This window comes from Eubacterium sp. AF19-12LB (assembly GCF_003479125.1).
GTDB classification, from domain to species: domain Bacteria; phylum Bacillota; class Clostridia; order Lachnospirales; family Lachnospiraceae; genus Eubacterium_U; species Eubacterium_U album.
In genome coordinates this window covers 100,501-119,263 of record NZ_QUGP01000004.1, presented here as the reverse complement: position 1 = coordinate 119,263, position 18,763 = coordinate 100,501, and the positions used below count along the sequence as shown (strand labels likewise).

General features: G+C 33.2%; 18 protein-coding genes and 1 tRNA gene. 18 read left to right on the top strand and 1 reads right to left on the bottom strand.

What is annotated here, in order from left to right; genetic code table 11:
* Nucleotides 1–155: 155 nt before the first annotated feature.
* A tRNA-Trp gene (locus tag DWX29_RS05290) sits at nucleotides 156–226 on the bottom strand.
* 532 nt (nucleotides 227–758) lie between these two features.
* Here DWX29_RS05290 and DWX29_RS05285 point away from each other — a divergent pair.
* The 18 genes from DWX29_RS05285 (at nucleotide 759) to DWX29_RS05205 (ending at nucleotide 18,761) form a co-directional block, all read left to right on the top strand.
* Nucleotides 759–2,336, top strand: coding sequence for a bifunctional GNAT family N-acetyltransferase/class I SAM-dependent methyltransferase (locus DWX29_RS05285; RefSeq protein WP_118565324.1), 1,578 nt, complete (start codon nucleotides 759–761; stop codon nucleotides 2,334–2,336).
* Between the two features lie 73 nt (nucleotides 2,337–2,409).
* Nucleotides 2,410–2,619, top strand: coding sequence for a fibronectin type III domain-containing protein (locus DWX29_RS05280; RefSeq protein WP_117908793.1), 210 nt, complete (start codon nucleotides 2,410–2,412; stop codon nucleotides 2,617–2,619).
* 196 nt (nucleotides 2,620–2,815) lie between these two features.
* Nucleotides 2,816–3,385 (top strand): sigma-70 family RNA polymerase sigma factor, encoded by a 570-nt coding sequence (locus DWX29_RS05275; RefSeq protein ID WP_022089921.1) that lies wholly within the window; start codon nucleotides 2,816–2,818, stop codon nucleotides 3,383–3,385.
* Complete coding sequence (locus DWX29_RS05270) at nucleotides 3,378–3,638, top strand: hypothetical protein (RefSeq protein WP_022089920.1); 261 nt, start codon at nucleotides 3,378–3,380, stop codon at nucleotides 3,636–3,638. The genes DWX29_RS05275 and DWX29_RS05270 overlap by 8 nt, the downstream gene beginning before the upstream one ends.
* A 135-nt stretch (nucleotides 3,639–3,773) precedes the next feature.
* A complete protein-coding gene (acpP, locus tag DWX29_RS05265) occupies nucleotides 3,774–4,004 on the top strand; it encodes an acyl carrier protein (RefSeq protein ID WP_022089919.1) in 231 nt (76 codons plus the stop codon).
* On the top strand, nucleotides 4,005–4,928 hold the full coding sequence (fabK, locus tag DWX29_RS05260; RefSeq protein ID WP_117908798.1) for an enoyl-[acyl-carrier-protein] reductase FabK: 924 nt from the start codon (nucleotides 4,005–4,007) through the stop codon (nucleotides 4,926–4,928). It abuts the gene before it with no gap.
* An 89-nt stretch (nucleotides 4,929–5,017) separates the two neighbouring features.
* Nucleotides 5,018–5,944, top strand: coding sequence for an ACP S-malonyltransferase (gene fabD / locus DWX29_RS05255; RefSeq protein WP_118565323.1), 927 nt, complete (start codon nucleotides 5,018–5,020; stop codon nucleotides 5,942–5,944).
* Nucleotides 5,938–6,678, top strand: coding sequence for a 3-oxoacyl-[acyl-carrier-protein] reductase (gene fabG, locus DWX29_RS05250; RefSeq protein ID WP_117908802.1), 741 nt, complete (start codon nucleotides 5,938–5,940; stop codon nucleotides 6,676–6,678). The genes fabD and fabG overlap by 7 nt, the downstream gene beginning before the upstream one ends.
* Entirely contained in the window at nucleotides 6,675–7,910 is a 1,236-nt protein-coding gene (fabF, locus tag DWX29_RS05245) for a beta-ketoacyl-ACP synthase II (protein WP_118565322.1), read from the top strand. Before fabG ends, fabF begins: the two co-directional genes overlap by 4 nt.
* Before the next feature lie 44 nt (nucleotides 7,911–7,954).
* Nucleotides 7,955–8,404: an acetyl-CoA carboxylase biotin carboxyl carrier protein gene (gene accB, locus DWX29_RS05240; protein ID WP_118565321.1), complete on the top strand. Its 450-nt coding sequence runs from the start codon at nucleotides 7,955–7,957 to the stop codon at nucleotides 8,402–8,404.
* A gap of 106 nt (nucleotides 8,405–8,510) precedes the next feature.
* Nucleotides 8,511–8,933, top strand: coding sequence for a 3-hydroxyacyl-ACP dehydratase FabZ (fabZ, locus tag DWX29_RS05235; RefSeq protein ID WP_022089913.1), 423 nt, complete (start codon nucleotides 8,511–8,513; stop codon nucleotides 8,931–8,933).
* A gap of 30 nt (nucleotides 8,934–8,963) precedes the next feature.
* Entirely contained in the window at nucleotides 8,964–10,310 is a 1,347-nt protein-coding gene (locus DWX29_RS05230) for an acetyl-CoA carboxylase biotin carboxylase subunit (protein WP_118565320.1), read from the top strand.
* Between the two features lie 113 nt (nucleotides 10,311–10,423).
* Complete coding sequence (gene accD / locus DWX29_RS13105; protein WP_336306597.1) at nucleotides 10,424–11,260, top strand: acetyl-CoA carboxylase, carboxyltransferase subunit beta; 837 nt, start codon at nucleotides 10,424–10,426, stop codon at nucleotides 11,258–11,260.
* 15 nt (nucleotides 11,261–11,275) lie between these two features.
* Nucleotides 11,276–12,073: an acetyl-CoA carboxylase carboxyltransferase subunit alpha gene (locus DWX29_RS13100; protein WP_336306685.1), complete on the top strand. Its 798-nt coding sequence runs from the start codon at nucleotides 11,276–11,278 to the stop codon at nucleotides 12,071–12,073.
* Between the two features lie 129 nt (nucleotides 12,074–12,202).
* A complete protein-coding gene (locus tag DWX29_RS05220) occupies nucleotides 12,203–13,378 on the top strand; it encodes a nitronate monooxygenase family protein (protein ID WP_118565319.1) in 1,176 nt (391 codons plus the stop codon).
* A 223-nt stretch (nucleotides 13,379–13,601) separates the two neighbouring features.
* On the top strand, nucleotides 13,602–15,293 hold the full coding sequence (locus DWX29_RS05215) for a L,D-transpeptidase family protein (protein ID WP_118565318.1): 1,692 nt from the start codon (nucleotides 13,602–13,604) through the stop codon (nucleotides 15,291–15,293).
* A gap of 450 nt (nucleotides 15,294–15,743) precedes the next feature.
* Entirely contained in the window at nucleotides 15,744–17,477 is a 1,734-nt protein-coding gene (locus DWX29_RS05210; protein ID WP_118565317.1) for a tetratricopeptide repeat protein, read from the top strand.
* A gap of 81 nt (nucleotides 17,478–17,558) precedes the next feature.
* Entirely contained in the window at nucleotides 17,559–18,761 is a 1,203-nt protein-coding gene (locus DWX29_RS05205; RefSeq protein WP_118565316.1) for a transglutaminase domain-containing protein, read from the top strand.
* Nucleotides 18,762–18,763: the final 2 nt, after the last annotated feature.

Here is an 18,763-nt window from a genome sequence, read left to right as displayed (position 1 = left end):
GCCAATACGGCAAGCTGAATTATAAACTTATAAAATGAAACCTTCAGTGTCATTTGAGCACTGAAGGTTTTTTACAAGGTGTTGTTTATGAAATTAAATTTAAATAAGTTAATGTAAAAATAAAAAATCGTGTTAAAAACACGATTTTTTTATAACAGGGGTGGAAGGAATCGAACCCTCCTCTGGAGTTTTGGAGACTCTTATTCTACCGATGAACTACACCCCTAAAGGTTGCTGTGCGTTAAGCACTTGATATTTATATCACAAATAGAGAATATTGTCAAACAAAATATTAATAAAAGTGTTTTTATTAATTTGAATAAAAAAATAACACCTGCCTATAAAATAAAGGGTTGCATAATAAAAACAGTTCAATTACAATGAGAAAGAAGAAAGAAGTCGTTAAATTCCTAATATAATTATATCAAATACCTTCATATTTTATTAGAGACCCCAATCAATTAACGAACTTCTTTAAAATAATGAGCGTTTGCAATCGAAAGATTTGTGAATGCTCATTTTCTTTTGGCGTTATTTATACATATTATTTATTTAAATTATTGAGATTATATATTGTAAAATGAAAGATTAGATAATGAATGTTTTCTGTTTATATTATTACTTATGTCTAAAAATTTTTACGTGAAGTTTATTTAAATAAAAGATTAGATAATACTAATATTTATTATTATATTCTATGGAAAGAAAGTGCCAAATTTGATATTATATACATAGAGACTTTTAAGGAGAGAAAAGGAATGTACGATACTGTAGCATATATATACAAGGATTATCGAATTGAATTTAAAGAAGAAGGGTATCATGTGTACGGAGAGGCTTTTTATCCGGGAGAAGTTTTGCCGGTTGGAACAATTACAGGACATTCATATAACTCTAAAGACGAAAATGATATTTCACATATGAAAGACAATTCACTTCATATTGATATGCTTATTGTAAGTGAAAAGCATAATGGAAAAGGGGTAGGTTCAACCCTTATGAAGATGATGATGTTGTATGTTGAAAAAAGAAAATTTAAACATGTTACTACGAATCCAACTCCGATAGATGGGAGAACTACAAAGCAGTTGGAAAAGTTTTATCATAAATTTCATTTTAGCACAGGTATTATGATAAAACGAATTGAATTTGTAGATGACAAGGATATGTTTGAGTTAGATAGTGACGAGAATAGCGAGGAAGAATTCGAGACTCAGAAGATAAAAAATATTAACCACGATGTAGAAAAAGCCGTAAGTTCACAGAAGTCCGGCAGTTATCAGGAGGAAGAAGTTATTGAAGGACTTCAGCCTGTTGAAAAAATTGAACTTAAAGAAAATATACAGGCAGCGCTTAGAGTATTAGACGAGGAAGCTCATAAAATAGAAATGAAAAAAGTTATGCTTGAAGAGATATCTAATGCGAACGGAATAGAAGAATCTTTATATGAGTTAGAACAGGATGTTGAATTAAAACAAGAAGCTACTAATAAAAGAACGGCTTCTGATAATGTTAAAATATCTTTAAAACAAGATGACAATAAGAAAAAACAGAAACTAAAGACTGAATGCAAGATAAGCGATAAATTGGAAGATGATTTTACTAAAGAGGGAAAAGACGATTATGCAGAGCATTTAAAAGAAAAAACGGGCTCAGAGGAAAAGGCAGCTTCACAAGTTAACCATATTCCGAATTCTTACAATATTGGTATATTGACAACGATCTATTATGTAGAGGAAAGATTGCCAAAGAAGAGCGATATTCTTGATATAAGCTCAAGATTTGTAGCAAAGAAAGCTTATTTTGAACAGAAAGGTCACAAAGTTACTTCTGTTAATTCCATAGATTTAACAGAATTTAATGATGAGAGTTTTGATGTTGTACTTGCAGTTGAACCTATGGATAAATTAAAGACAAAAGAAGAACAGGTGTCATTTCTTAAAGAAGCATACAGAGTGTGTAAAGTAGGCGGAAGAGTTTTCGTTTCATTTACTTCTAATGATATGATGCTTGCAAATGAAATTTTAAATTACGATCCTGATTTTCTTAAATCTGAAAATGTAGACAAGAAAACAATGAAGATTCTTCATGGAAGTAAAACTACATTTACCATAGATGAGATGGAAGATGTAATTCATTCAAGCGGAATGGAATTTACAAATAGATTTGCCATGGATGGAATAGGTTCTATGATGACTGAACAAATTGATGCAATGAATGATAGTCAGTTTAATAAATGGATGAGTTATCATTTATATGCGTGTGAGAAAGAACATGGAATAGGATACAGTTCATCAATTGTTTATATAATTAAGAAGATAGACTTAAGTGTTTAGAATAATTAAGAAAAAGAACTTAACTAAAGATGAGAAAAATAGACTTAAATTTTTACAACAAAAATAAATTTAAGTGATTAGAATCATCGAGGTAAAAGTATCAACATCAAAGAAATTTGCTAAAAAGACAACAAAAACAGTAGATGCAAAGAAGTTATCTGTTACAGTTAAAAAGTTACAACCAAATAAAAAATATTTTGCAAAAGTAAGAGCGTATGTTATCGTTAATGGAACAAAAGTATATGGCAAATATTCAAAGGCTGTAAAGATTAAGTTAAAGTAAGGCTTGAAAAATAAGTTGTATTGAAAACTAAATTGTAAATGTAAAATATTATATTTGAAGAGCTGTCGTATTTATGCGGCAGCTTTTTTTAACCAAATTCAATCTAATTCAAAAAAATAGAGATTTTTTTGCAAGATTATGATAAAAATAGTGTATAAGTTAATGTACGTACAAAATCCTTAAGGAGAACAAAGAAGTGACAGATGAAAGAATTTTAAAGTTGCTGATAAATAAAGACGAAAAAGCTCTTTATAAATTATCAGGAAAATATGACAAGTTACTTAGTTACATTATTTCAAATATTGTGGGAAACAGACCGGAAGATGTAGAAGAATGCCTGAATGATACTTATTTTAAGGTATGGAAAAATGCACATAAAATCGATTTGAAAAAAGCATCACTTAAGACATATTTAAAATATGTAGCAAGAAATACGGCGATTAACAGAATAAGAGATTTAAGCAAAGATGAAATAATGCTTGAACATGGGGACGCGGAAGAAATGCTTAAAAATTATGTTTCCATAAGCAAAGGACCTGAAGACAGGGCAATGATTGAAGAAGATGTAAATTTGCTTAAAAATATATTAGATGATTTAAAACCAAGAGAAAAAGAATTGGTTATTAGAAAATATTTTTACATACAGAGTTCCAAAGTAATAGCGCAGGAAATGAATATGGAAGTTACGACGGTAGATTCATATTTATCAAGGCTTAGAAAGAAAATGAAAAAGGAATTCCAGAGGAGAGAAGAAAGTTATGAGTAATCCAATAATTGAAAATGCGATTTTTGAAAGCAAGTTAATTGATTTATTTAGTAAAATAGATATAAGTGAAGTTGAAACAGATTATCCGGACGAAGATATTGAAAAGTTGAAATTTGAAGAAACACTATTTGAAAAATGGTGGAATAATAAAAAAGTAAGAAGAGTTACTGAAGTAGGTGTGCTTGCGGCATCCCTTACAACAGGAATAATTGTTGCAATCAGAGTTATTCACAAAAAGCGAAAGGCTGCATAACAGTGAATCAATAAGATATTAAAAAAATAAAAAAATAAAATTTTGCAAAAAAATTGCAAGGTTTTATTTTTTTTTGTGTATAAGTATATGTCCGCGTTAAAAAAGTGGAACAAAAAGAAAAGAGGAATTAAAAAAATGGTAGAAAAGATTATTGAATTAGCAAAAGAAAATTTAAGCATTGATGGAGAAATTACAGCAACAAGTTCTTTCAAAGAAGATTTGGAAGTAGATTCATTAGACTTAATGGAATTAGTTATGGCATTAGAAGATGAATTTAATGTAGAAATTCCATCAGAAGAATTACAGAATATCAAGACAGTTCAGGATGTTGCTGACTATTTAACATCAAAAGGCGTGGAGGCATAAATGAAAACAAGAATAACAGAATTGCTTAAAATTAAGCATCCTATTATTCAGGGAGGTATGGCATGGGTAGCTGACCATCATTTGGCAGCTGCTGTGTCAAATGCCGGCGGACTTGGAATTATAGGTGCGGCAAATGCTCCAGCAGAAGTAGTTAGAGAGGAAATAAGAAAGACAAGAGAATTAACAGATAAGCCTTTTGGTGTTAATGTAATGCTTCTTAGTCCATCAGCAGATGAAGTTGCAAAAGTAGTTGTTGAAGAAAAAGTTCCCGTAGTTACAACAGGTGCAGGAAATCCTGAAAAATATATGGAAATGTGGAAAGAAGCGGGAATAACTGTTATTCCAGTTATTGCTTCTGTAGCGATGGCAAGAAGATTAGAAAGAACCGGAGTTGACGCGGTTATCGCAGAAGGATGTGAATCAGGCGGCCATATTGGTGAATCAACTTCAATGACTTTAATACCACAGGTAGCTGATGCGATAGAAATTCCTGTAATTGGAGCAGGTGGCGTAGGCGATGGAAGAGGCATGGCAGCAATGTTCATGTTAGGTGCTGAAGGAATTCAGGCAGGTACATGTTTCTTAGTGGCAAACGAAACAAATATTCATGAAAATTATAAAAATAAAGTTTTAAAGGCAAAAGATATTGACTCGGTTGTAACAGGAAGAAGCCATGGACATCCGGCACGTTCATTAAGAAATAATATGACAAGACAATATGTAAAAATGGAAAATGAAGGTGCAGGATTTGAAGAATTAGAATATCTCACATTAGGCTCGCTTAGAAAGGCAGTGCAAGATGGAGATACACAGAATGGCTCTTTTATGGCAGGACAGATAGCAGGACTTATACACGAAACAAAAAGCTGCAAAGAAATAATTGAAGAAATGGAAAATCAGGCAGAAAAACTTTTGAAATTATAAAAATTAATTGAAATTTTTTGAACAAAAAAATAAAAGTAAGTGTGTATCAAATAAAAAACATGAATTATAACTCAAAGTTAGGAGGAAACATGGGAAAGACGGCATTTATTTTTCCGGGACAAGGTGCTCAGTATTTTGGAATGGGAAAAGATTTTTTTGATAAATATGAAGACAGTAAAAAATATTTTGAAGAAGCATCGAAGATTCTTGGATTTGATATGGAAAAGATGTGCTTTGAAGAAAATGAAGATTTAAACAATACACAGTATACACAGGCAGCAATGTTTACAGTATGCGCAGCAATTTTACAACAGATTGAAAAAATAGGAGTAAAGCCTGACGTGTGTGCAGGATTAAGTCTTGGAGAATATGCAGCCCTTTATTCATGCGGAACAATTACATTTGAGGATGCGGTTTATCTCCTAAGAAAAAGAGGAATGTTTATGGATGAAGAAGTTCCGGATGGTAAAGGAACAATGGCAGCAGTGCTTGGAATGGATGCAGATAAAATTGATGATATTTGCAAAAATACAGAAGGAGAAGTGGCAGTTGCAAATTATAATTGTCCGGGTCAGATTGTTATAACAGGTGAAACTGACGCAGTAGAGAAAGCTTCAAAAACTTTAGCAGAAAATGGAGCAAAGAGAGTTTTGCCACTTAAGGTAAGCGGACCATTTCACTCTGCCATGCTAAAAGGGGCAGGAGATAAGCTGGAAAAAGAATTGAAAAATGTTGAGTTTAAAGAACTTAAAATGCCGTATGTGGCAAATTGTAATGCAAGTTACATATATGATAATTCACAAATAAAAGAACTTCTAAAAAAACAGATTTCATCACCTGTAAAATTTATGCAGAGTGTTGAAAAAATGATAGATGATGGAGTTGATACATTTGTTGAAATAGGACCGGGGAAAACACTTTCTAAATTTGTTAAAAAAATCAATAAAGATGTAACGGTAATAAATATTGAAAAAGTGGATGATTTAGAAAAACTGAAAGGATTAGAAATATGTTAAGTAATAAAGTAGCAATTGTTACAGGAGCTTCCAGAGGAATAGGCGCTAAGGTGGCAAAGACATTTGCTGAAAATAACGCAGTTGTAATAGTAAATTATGCAGGCTCTAAGGAAAAGGCAGAAAATGTTGTTGACGAAATTATTAAATCAGGGGGAAAAGCAGAAGCTTATAAATGCAATGTAGCCTCATTTGATGAAGTAAAAGAAATGATGGAATATGTTGTAAAAACTTATGGAAGAATAGACATTCTTGTAAACAATGCAGGGATTACAAAAGATAATCTTTTGCTCAGAATGTCAGAACAGGAATTTGACGATGTAATAGATGTTAATTTAAAAGGAACATTTAATTGTATGAAAAATGTAACAAGACAAATGATGCGACAAAAAAACGGAAGGATAATTAACATGTCTTCAGTAGTTGGAGTTCATGGAAATGCAGGACAATTAAATTACAGTGCTTCAAAAGCAGGAATAATAGGAATGACTAAATCGCTGGCAAAAGAAATGGCTTCCAGAAATATAACTGTAAATGCAATTGCACCCGGATTTATTGAAACTGATATGACGGGTCAGCTGGATGAAAATGTGAAGAAACAGATTTTATCAGGAATTCCGGCTAATTGTCTTGGAAATGTAAATGATATTGCACAGACGGCGCTGTTTTTGGCATCTGATGGAGCAAGATATATTACAGGACAGGTTATCGGAGTAGATGGAGGTATGGGAATTTGAAACGAAGAGTAGTAGTAACCGGATTAGGAATAATATCACCAATTGGTAATGACATAGATACATTTTGGGAAAATGTGAAAAAAGGAACAGTAGGAATCGGAGAGATAACAAAATTTGATACTACGGATTTTAAGGTAAAACTTGCAGCAGAAGTTAAAGATTTTGATGCTACAAAATATATGGATAAGCGCGAAGCAAGAAGAATGGAATTGTTTTCTCAGTATGCAGTAGCAGCGGCGAAACAGGCAGTTGAAGATTCAGGGCTTGATTTGGAAAAAACAGATAAAAACAGAATGGGTGTTTCTATAGGCTCAGGAGTTGGAAGCTTGCAGGCGATGGAAAGAGAACATAAAAAGTTACTTGAAAAAGGACCGGGAAGAATTAGCCCGATGTTAGTTCCGATGATGATTACAAATATGGCAGCAGGAAATGTGGCAATTCAGTTTGGCTGTAAAGGCAAGTGTTTAAACATCGTAACTGCATGTGCAACAGGAACACATTCGATAGGAGAAGCATTCAGATACATTCAGTATGGCGATGCAGATATTATGCTTGCAGGTGGAACGGAAGCATCAGTTTGCCCAATTGGAGTTGGCGGATTTGCAGCACTTACAGCACTTTCAACACAGGAAAATCCTTTAAGAGCTTCAATCCCATTTGACAAAGAAAGAAGTGGATTTGTTATGGGAGAGGGTGCAGGAGTTGTTGTATTAGAAGAATACGAGCATGCAATAAAGCGCGGAGCAAAGATATATGGTGAAGTTGCAGGATATGGAGCAACATGTGATGCATTTCACATTACATCACCTGCCGAAGATGGTGAAGGTGCAGCAAGGGCTATGATGCTTGCGATGGAAGATGGAAATGTAAAACCTGAGCAGGTTGAGTATATAAATGCACATGGAACAAGTACACATCATAATGATTTATTTGAAACAATGGCAATTAAAAAAGCATTTGGTGATAAAGCATATGATTTAAATGTAAATTCAACAAAGTCGATGGTAGGTCATATGTTAGGTGCAGCAGGGGCTGTGGAATTTATCGTATGTATCAAATCGGTTATGGAAGATTACATCCATAAAACAGCAGGCTTTAAAGTAAAAGATGAAGAATTGGATTTGAATTACACACCTGAGGCTGTTAATAGAAAAGTAAATTATGCCATAAGTAATTCATTAGGTTTTGGTGGACATAACGGCAGCATAATGGTTAAAAAATTTGAAGCATAATAGCTGAAAAAATAAATGATTATGATTATGAAAAGGAAATTAAAATGGATTATGAACAAATAGAAAAGCTGATAGATAAGGTTAATAAATCAAAAATAACAGAATTATCAGTTGAAGAAGGAAATTTTAAATTAAATATAAAGGCAGAACAGAGTGTGGCAATGGCAGCTTTAACAGTTCCAGGCAATTTGCCTGATGCAAATGTAGAAACTATTAGAACTGTGGGCGTGAATGAAAATGAAGGACAAAGTGATGATTTAGAAGAAATAAAAAGTCCTTTGGTTGGAACGTTTTATGCGGCAAGAGCTGAGGGGGAAGAACCGTTTATTAAGGTGGGAGACAAAATAAAAAAAGGTCAAACAATAGGAATCATTGAAGCCATGAAACTAATGAATGAAATTAGTGCAACATGTGATGGCGTAGTTGAAGAGATTCTGGTTGAAAATGAAGATTTAGTAGAGTATGGACAGGTAATCGTAAAAGTTAGCAAATAAGAAACTGTATTAATTAGAAGATTAGAAAAGTGAAGAATCGCTTTATAGAAATAATGAATCTTAAATGCTAAAAAGGTTGCACATTTGCAACAGAATGGAGATTAATATGTTAAACACAAAGGAAATAATGGATATAATTCCTCACAGACAGCCGTTTTTACTTGTAGACAGAATAGAAGAAATGGAAGTAGGAAAGAGAGCAGTAGGAATTAAATGTGTAAGCTATAATGAACCGTTTTTTGCAGGACATTTTCCGGATCAGCCTGTAATGCCGGGAGTGCTTATTATTGAAGCAATGGCACAGGTAGGAGCTGTCAGTTTATTATCAGACGATAAATATAAAGGAAAAACTCCTTTGTTTGGTGGAATTAAAAACGCTAAATTTAGAAGAAAAGTTGTTCCGGGAGATGTGCTTAGAATGGAAGTGGAAATGACTAGAGTGCGTGGACCACTTGGTATAGGTGAAGGAAAAGCGTATGTGGATGGAGAACTTTGCGCACAGGCAGAACTTGTATTTGCAATACAGTGAAAATGTTGTTAGTCGAAAAGGAGAAAGTAGATGTTTGAAAAAATTCTAGTAGCAAATCGAGGCGAAATCGCTGTTCGAATAATAAGAGCTTGTAGAGAAATGGGAATTCAAACAGTGGCAGTTTGCTCAGAAGTAGATAAAGATGCACTTCATGCACAACTTGCGGATGAATGTGTGTGTATTGGTTCTTATAAATCAAAAGATAGTTATTTAAATATAGAAAAAATATTAAGTGCAGCAATTGCTACAAAGGCAGATGCGATACATCCTGGATTTGGTTTTTTATCAGAAAACAGCAAATTTGCAAAAATATGTAATGAATGCAATATAGAATTTATCGGGCCTTCAGTAGAAAGTATGATAAATATGGGAAATAAATCTATAGCAAGACAAACTATGATTAAAGCAGGAGTACCTGTAGTTCCGGGAACAAATGAGCCTCTTACAGATGCTTATCAGGGAAAGAAAATAGCTGACGAAATAGGTTATCCGGTAATAGTAAAGGCAGTTTCCGGCGGTGGCGGAAAAGGTATGAGGGAAGTAAGAAAAAGCGAAGATTTTGTAAAATTATTTGAAACTGCAAAAAAAGAAACAGAAATTGCCTTTGGTGATGACCAGATGTATATAGAAAAATTTGTGGAAAATGCAAGACATATCGAATTTCAGATTATAGGGGACAAATTTGGAAATGTATTACAACTAGGAGAGCGAGATTGCAGTATTCAAAGAAGACATCAGAAGTTAGTTGAAGAAACTCCTTCGGTTGTTTTAAAAGAAGAAGTAAGAAAGAAAATGGGAGAAGCGGCAATTAAAGCCGCAAAGGCTGCAAAATATTACAGTGCAGGAACAATAGAATTTTTGCTTGATAAAGATGGTGAACATTTTTATTTCATGGAAATGAATACAAGAATTCAGGTAGAACATCCTGTGACAGAAATGGTGACAGGAGTTGATTTGATAAAAGAAATGATAATGGTAGCAGCAGGTGAAAAACTTACAATGACACAGAACGATGTAAAACATTCGGGATGTGCAATAGAGTGTCGAATAAATGCAGAAGACCCTGACAATCATTTTATCCCATGCCCGGGTACCGTAAATGAACTTCATTTCCCGGGAGGAAATGGAATAAGGGTAGATTCCGCATTGTTTCACGGGTACAAAATTCCTTCGTGTTACGACTCGATGGTGGCAAAAATAATAGTTCACGGCCACGACAGAAAAGAGGCTATTGAGAAAATGAGAAGTGCGCTAGGGGAAGTTGTAATTGATGGGATAAAAACGAATTTAGATTTACAGTATGAAATTATTAATTCAAATGAATTTGCCAAAGGAAATGCGCTGGAAATCAACAGACGTTTGGATGATAGAGGTTAAAAATCATTGCAATGAATAGTCATGTGCTAAAGACAATAAAAATTATGATGCCCGGGGATAGAGATAAAAATGGGTTGTAAAAATATGGACGCTTTGAAATCAGAGGTTAAAAAATGTTAAAAGAAATGTTGAAAAAAACTCCGAAAAGAATAGTAAAGAATGAAAGCAGCAAATCAAATGTTCCTGATGGAATGTTTATGCGCTGCCCTAAATGTAAAGAAATAATCTATTCTGAGGATTTAGTGGCAAATAAATATGTATGCCCTAAATGCGAACATTATTTCAGAATTAATGCAAAGCAAAGAATAGAAATGGTGTTAGACAGGGGTAGCTTTGTAGAATGGGATAAGGAAATTGTAACGGACAATCCATTACAGTTTCCAAATTATATTGAAAAAATAGAAAAAGCACAAAAGTTAACAGGGCTTGATGAAGCTGTAATTACAGGAAAAGGAACAATTAAAGGAAAAGAAGTTGCGATTGGAGTAATGTCTGCGGATTTCATAATGGGAAGTATGGGAAGCGTAGTAGGAGAAAGAATTACAAGATTATTTGAGAAAGCAACTGAAGAAAAATTACCGGTTGTTATGTTTTGCTGTTCAGGTGGTGCCCGTATGCAGGAAGGCACAGTGTCTCTTATGCAAATGGCAAAAACGAGCCAGGCAGTTAAAAGACATGATGAAGCAGGACTTTTATATGTTTCAGTATTAACTGACCCAACAACAGGAGGGGTTACGGCGAGTTTTGCAATGCTTGGAGATGTAATAATTGCTGAACCGGGAGCATTGATTGGTTTTGCCGGACAAAGAGTAATTGAGCAGACAATTCATCAGAAACTCCCTGAAGGATTTCAACGGGCAGAATTTTTATTGAAACACGGATTTATAGATAAAATTGTGACTAGAACAAGATTGAAGAAAACATTGGAATTTCTTATTTTATCTAATTAAGCAAAGCGAAAGGGCATAGAAATGGAACAAATACTTACGCCATGGGAGCGCGTTAAAATAGCCAGAGATAAAGACAGACCATATAGTTTTGATTATATAAATGAAATATTTGACAGATTTTTAGAATTACATGGTGACAGATTTTATGGAGATGACGGAGCAATTGTAGGTGGAATTGGTGAAATCAATGGCAGCTATTTTACGATAATAGCTCAGCAAAAAGGAAGAAATGTAAAACAGAATATTACCAGAAATTTTGGTATGCCATCGCCTGAAGGATACAGAAAAGGAATCAGACTTATGAAGCAGGCAGAAAAATTTAACCGCCCAATTATTTGCTTTGTAGACACGCCGGGAGCATATCCGGGAATTGAGGCAGAGGAAAGAGGACAGGGAGAAGCGATTGCAAAAAGTATATTTGAAATGTCGGGACTAAAAGTTCCGGTTCTTACAATAGTTATAGGCGAAGGAGGAAGCGGAGGAGCTTTGGCAAATGCAGTGGCAAATAAAGTTTTAATGCTTGAGAATGCAATGTATTCAATACTTTCTCCTGAAGGATTTGCAACAATTCTTTGGAAAGACGGTTCAAGAGCGGATGAAGCTGCAAGCGTGATGAAATGCACATCTCATAAATTGCTTGAACTAGGTATAATTGATGGGATTATTGAAGAAGAACAGCAGGCATCACTTGAAAATGTAGATATAATAGCTGAAGAAATAAAAAAAGAAATTTTAAAGTTTGCTGATGAGTACAAAGACAAAAATCCTGAATATATCAGAAATCAAAGATATGAAAGATTCAGGCAAATGTAATATATGAATTCAAAAACATAAATAGCAGAGTTGGAAAATAAAAAATCGAAAACATAAATAGTTGAGTTGAAAAAAACGGAAAAATGAAAACACTACACAAATTTAGGCAAACTAAATATGGAGATATAAATGAAATCATTAAAAATTGGAGAATTAGAGGCAAAAATTCCACTCATTCAAGGTGGAATGGGCGTTGGAATAAGTCTTTCAGGACTTGCCGGGGCAGTGGCGCTTGAGGGAGGAATAGGTGTAATAAGCACGGCACAAATAGGTTATAAAGAGCCTGACTGGGATAGAAATCCGATAGAAGCAAATTTGAGGGCAATAAAAAAAGAAGTAAAGAAAGCAAAAGAAATCAGTCATGGTGGAATAATTGCGACGAATATAATGGTTGCGACAAAATTTTATGATAAATATGTTAAAGCTGCAATCGATGCAGGCGTTGATATGATAATATCCGGAGCCGGACTTCCACTCAATTTGCCTGAACTTGCAAGGAAAAGTAAAGTGAAATTAGCACCGATAGTTTCATCTAAAAAAGCTGCGCAAATTATATTTAGAAGATGGGAGAGAAATTATAACACGACTCCTGATTGCGTAATAGTTGAAGGACCAAATGCCGGTGGGCATTTAGGATTTAAACCGGATGAAATTGAACAATATAATGTATGCCGAAATGACGAACCAGAAAATACAGACAAGTATAATAAAACAGAAACGAATAATATAAATAATATAAATGTATGCCAGAAAGCAAATTCTGTTAATTTAGAATTTGATAATAGGGCAAAAACAAAATTATACTCAGATGAAATAAAAGATATTATAGATTTTGTACACACATATGAAGAAAAATGTGAAAAAGATATTCCGGTTGTTGTTGCAGGAGGGATATATGATAAATCAGATGCAGATTGTATATTCGAATTAGGTGCATCAGGAATTCAGGTGGCAACTCCATTTGTCGCCACAAAAGAATGTGATGCCCATGAAAATTACAAGATGGCATATGTGAATTGTAAAAAAGATGATATTGAAATAATAAAAAGTCCGGTTGGAATGCCGGCAAGAGCAATAAACAACAAATTTCTTAAAAGGGTTAAGAAAGAGGGGAGAATTGCACCTATAAAATGTCATCAATGTGTATCTACATGCAACATGTTAGAGACACCTTATTGTATCACGGATGCTTTGATAAATGCCGTAAGTGGAAATGTTGATGAAGGCTTAATATTTTGTGGAGCATATGCATATAAAATTAACGATATATCAACAGTAAAAGATATTATAAAAAATTACTTTTAAATATGGTATAAGCAGTAAAAGATGTTAAAAAAAATGGCTTTATAGGCAGTTAAATAGGCAATTTTAACAAAATTATTTTTCAACAGAACATACGGTTGTATTTTCTCACTGTTAAGATATAATTATGATAAGATAGGTCTGTATAGTAAGAAAAGTATACAAACTTATATCATTTTTTTACTTGAATTCTAATATACTTATGAAAAGAATGTGGTGAGTGCGAATGGAGAACAACAAAAAAGACAGATACGAGAGTGTAAGTGGAAAAGGATACAAATCAAAGAAACCTGTAAAGAAGAGAAAAAGAAATAAGCCTGTTTTTTCTAATTTGAAAAATTACATAGGAATTGCTATAGGAATAGTATGCATAGCTTTGGTGGCAATATATGTAAATGGAACGGTTTATTATACAACTCATTTTTACAAGGGAACACATATTAACGGAATAGATGTATCTAAATTGACAGCAGATGAAGTTGAAAATGCTATAAAGGATTATGAACTTACAATTACTGAAAGAGGTAAAGAAAAGTCAGCTACATATATTGAAACTCTTGCAGGAAAAGATATTGATATGAAAGTAGTTTCAAGAGAGTCATTGGACAATCTTGTAAAAGAGCAGAATCAATTTGTTTGGTTTACTGCAACCGGTACAAATCATGAAGAGAAGCAGATGATAGAATATGATAGCGACAAACTTGCTGAATTTGTAAACAACTTAAAAGGTTTAGATTCTAAATATGCTGATAAGCCGACTAATGCATCTATATCTGATTATAATAACGGATATACAATAGTTGAAGCTAAGCAAGGGAACTTTCTTAATAAAAAGAAAACAATTGAGTGCCTTGAAAATACTATCTCTTCTTTAAAAGAAAAAGTTGATTTGGATAAAGAAGGATGTTATCGCGTGCCTAATATTGCATCTGACAGTGAACAGCTTACAACAGTTTTAAATCAGTTAAATAAATACACGGGAACAACAATTACATATAATTTTGGTGATACTCAGGAAGTCGTTGACGGAAGTGTTATTTCAGGTTGGCTTGTTGTTGATGGAAATAATGTTTCATTAAGTAAGGAAAAAGTTGATGAATTTGTTGACTCAATACGAAAGAAGTACGACACAATTTTTTCAAACAGAGAATTTAAAACAACATATGGAAAGACTGTAGAAGTTAAAGGCGGTGATTACGGTTGGTGGCTTAATACAGCTAAGGAATCTGAGGGCTTAATGCAGCAGATTGAAAATGGTGAAAGCGGTGAAAGAAAGCCTGTTTATTACCAGGAGGCTGCAAGTCATGACAAAAAGGATTATGGAGATTCATATGTAGAAATTAATCTGACTTCACAACATTTGTTTGTATACAAAGATGGTCAGAAAGTTTTAGATACTGATTTTGTTTCAGGAAATGTTTCTACAAAGCATGGAACACATACAGGTACTTATGGAATTACATACAAGGAAAGATATTCAGTGCTTGTAGGTGAAACATATGAGTCAACAGTATCATATTGGATGCCATTTGATGAAGATATAGGAATGCACGACGCAATATGGAAAAGTCAGTTTGGAAGCAATTTCTACAAAACAGATGGTTCTCATGGTTGTATAAATCTTCCATATCTTACTGCAAAAAAGATTTATGGATATGTTGAAAAAGGAACACCTGTAATTGTATATGAACTTCCGGGAACAGAATCCGGCTCAGTTACATACCAGAATTCTTCTGAAATTGCTCAGGCTGCAATTGAAGCAATTGATGCCATCGGCACTGTAACTAAGAATAGTGGCGATACAATAAAAGATGCAAGATATATGTACAACAAAATCAACTCAGATGCTAAAAAATATGTAACTAATTATGACAAGTTACAGGCAGCTGAGAAGAAATTTAAAGAATATAGTAATTAGAGTAGTATTATGGTAGTTGCTATTTTAATATAGGAGTTAAAGCAACATAATGGAAATTACTATTTGAATATAGGAATTTGAATGTAATTATAGAGAGCACTCCATTCTAAGAAACAAGTTATTATACATTGACTTGAATATCTTAGAATGGAGTGTTTTATTATGTTTCAAGTGATTGAAGTGTAACATATAAGTTGGAACACTTTCGCCATGAAACAATCCACAATATTCCAAAAAAACCAAAAGCTTTTAATTATTCAAATTAACATGAACTCTTCCTTATAAATGATATTTGTGGTAAAATACAAAAGATGTAAATATAAAAATACAATTGAGAAGAAATTACGGATGTGTTTAGATAAATAGAATAAATACGTAACAAACAAAAAGTCTATAAAATAAACACGTCAAAACAATACTTCACAAGTAATAACAATAGGAGATAAAAAGATGGCTGAGAGATACGAAGATATATTAACACTTGAAAATAATCAGTGGACTTACGGATGTCCTGTCCTAATAGAGGGAGGCGTATTGCAGTATGACACTGTAAGCGAAAGAAATCTTTTAACAATTAATTTTATGAATATCTGTGATGCTGTTTTGTCAGAAGTAGATTTGACAATTTATGCATCAGATGAAGCAGAAGAAAATATATTAGAAATTGAGCATCAGTATTTGAAACTCCATTTAGAGCCGGGAGCAAAATTTGGAAACAATGTACATTTGCCAATAGAAGATAAAGAGGCAAAGAAATTTAAATTAAAAATAACCAAAGTTGTATGCGAAGATGACGGAAGTGAATGGATAAAGGATGATATATTTGAAGCACATCCTGAGATAACTAATCCTGAAGAATTTGGACAAAAGATGGATCAGGAATACGAAGACAAATACAATCAATGCGAAGAGTTGATTGTATTAGAGGATTCCGAAAATCTTAAAAAAGTTGTAGAGATTCTTGAAACATTAAGATGGTACAAGAACTGTGAAGAAATGTACGATTACGCTAAGAGAAAATATGATATAACTCTTAGAACAGAGAAAAGAAAAAAACGTGAAGGCGAAAGAAAAGATGCACGCAAGAAGAAACAGAAAATGGCAGCAGCAATTGCAGCTTGTATTGCCAGCGTAGCAGTCATAATATTTGCAATAGTTTACCTTACAGTAATCGGGCCAAATCATCAGGTTAAAGTTGCTAAAGAATACAACAATCAGGGTGAATTCCAGAAAGCAATTGAAATTTGTGAAAACCTTCATGGATTTGGAAACAGTAAAGAAGTATTAAAGGAAGCAAATTATCAGATTGGATTTCTTGCATTTAACCAGCAGGATTTTGAAACTGCATTAAAGTATTTTGAAAAAACAACAGGCTACAAAGGAACAAATAATTTACTTTCACAGTCTTACTACAATTTAGGACAGCAGTCAGCACAGGGTGAACAGTATGAAGCAGCATTGGATTATTATACAAAAGGATATAATACAGCAACAGAAGATAAAGTAAAACTAAATTGTCAGACAGGAATAGCATTAGCACAGTATAAATTAGCTTATGTAACAGAAGCATGGTCAACAATCAATGCCGTTTATGAAGCAGATAAAAATGTAAAAGCAGCATACGATGAATACGGATACGCTTATGCAATGAAAGTTTTATCAGAAGGAAATGTAGACGAAGCAACTGCAGTATTTAAGTTAATAAAAGGATACGCAGATAGTGCAGCACAGTATGGCAAGATTATTTATGAAAAGGCTGTTCCGGTTGCAGAAGCAGGAGATTTGGCTTCAGCATTAAGCACATTAAAAGAAGTTAAAGATGATTATGAACCGGCTGGAAAACTTTATAAAGAAATGGATGAGTTTATAACAGCAAGTTCTAACTGGGTTGGAAACTGGAAAATGAAAGGTGACCAGGGTGATTACACAATGACAATAAGCACGTTATTGTATAAAGGAGAGTTGTGTCTTCATGTAACTGACACATATTTAGATTATGATAAAATCATAAGCACGAAAGAAAAGGTTAGAAAAATTTATGTTGCATCTGAAAGAGTTGAGTACAAATTAAAAGATGTTCATAATTATAAAATCATTCTTACAAGAGAAACTTCTAAGAAAATCAAGAGAGTTTTATCTTATGATGGAGCATCATATATAAGAAAATATAAGAAAACAAAATAATAAACATAATGAATGGGGCTGTTGTGCTAATTAAAGTTAGTGTAACAGCCCTATAATAAAATAAATAATTTGAGGGAAGAAATGAAGAAAAGAATATATTCAATAATTATAGCTGTGGTGCTTATGCTTTCGTCTATAGCAGCACCTACCAAAGTATCAGCGTTAGAAATTCCATACAGAGTAGATGTAACAAAATATACATCAGACGAAGCAAATGCCTCAGCGCAAATTAGAGAACAGGTAAAGGCACACGCAAATACAGTAACAGTATATGTAAGAACAAAAGACAAAGATTTGTATGCAGTATTTAATCGAATATGGAATAATGCATTTGCAGAAACTACAAATCCGGACGAAGGAGATTATTTATATTGGCAAATGTCAAGCATGGCAGCAAGCTACAACGCCCTTATGCGTAAAGAGAAGGGAAGCAATACATATTATACAAAATACACAATTAATGTAGATTACTTTATTTCTTTAGAACAGGAACAGATGTTGACACAAGAATTAAATATAATAAATGAGAGTTTTGGCTTCACGGAAACAACAACAGATTATGAAAAAGTAAAAACTATCTATGATTATATTTGCCACAATGTAACATATGATTACAGCGATAACAATATGAAATTTACGGCTTATGCAGCAGTGACTACAGGTAAATCAGTATGTCAGGGATATGCAACTTTGTTTTACAGATTGGCAAAAATGCAGGGGATTTCATCCAGAGTGATAGCAGGCCATGGAACAAATACAGATGTATATCACGGATGGAATATAGTTAAACTGGGAAATCTGTATTACAATGTGGATGCAACATGGGATGCGGCAAATTATAATCATGGGCATGCTTATGAATATTTTCTAAAGGGAGATGTATTTGAAGACCATACACGAAATGACGATTACAAGACCAAAAGTTTTTATGCTACATATCCTATGGCTGCAGATGATTATGTAGAAGGAGTTGAAGCTGTTGCATCGGCTGAAACAGTTAATTCAACATTTACAATGAATAAAACATCAATTAAGAAACTGACAAGAAAAAAAATCAGTTTTAATAAAATTGCAGAAGCGACAGGATATGAAATTCAATATTCGACAAATAAAAAATTTGCCTCAAAGAAAAAAATGACAACAACAAAGACAACATGCAAATTTAGAAAATTAAGTAAAAAGAAAACATATTATTTTAGAGTACGTGGTTACAGAGAAGCAGGTAGTGGCAAAATATACACTAAATGGTCGACAGTTAAAAAAATAAAGAAAATAAAGAAATAATT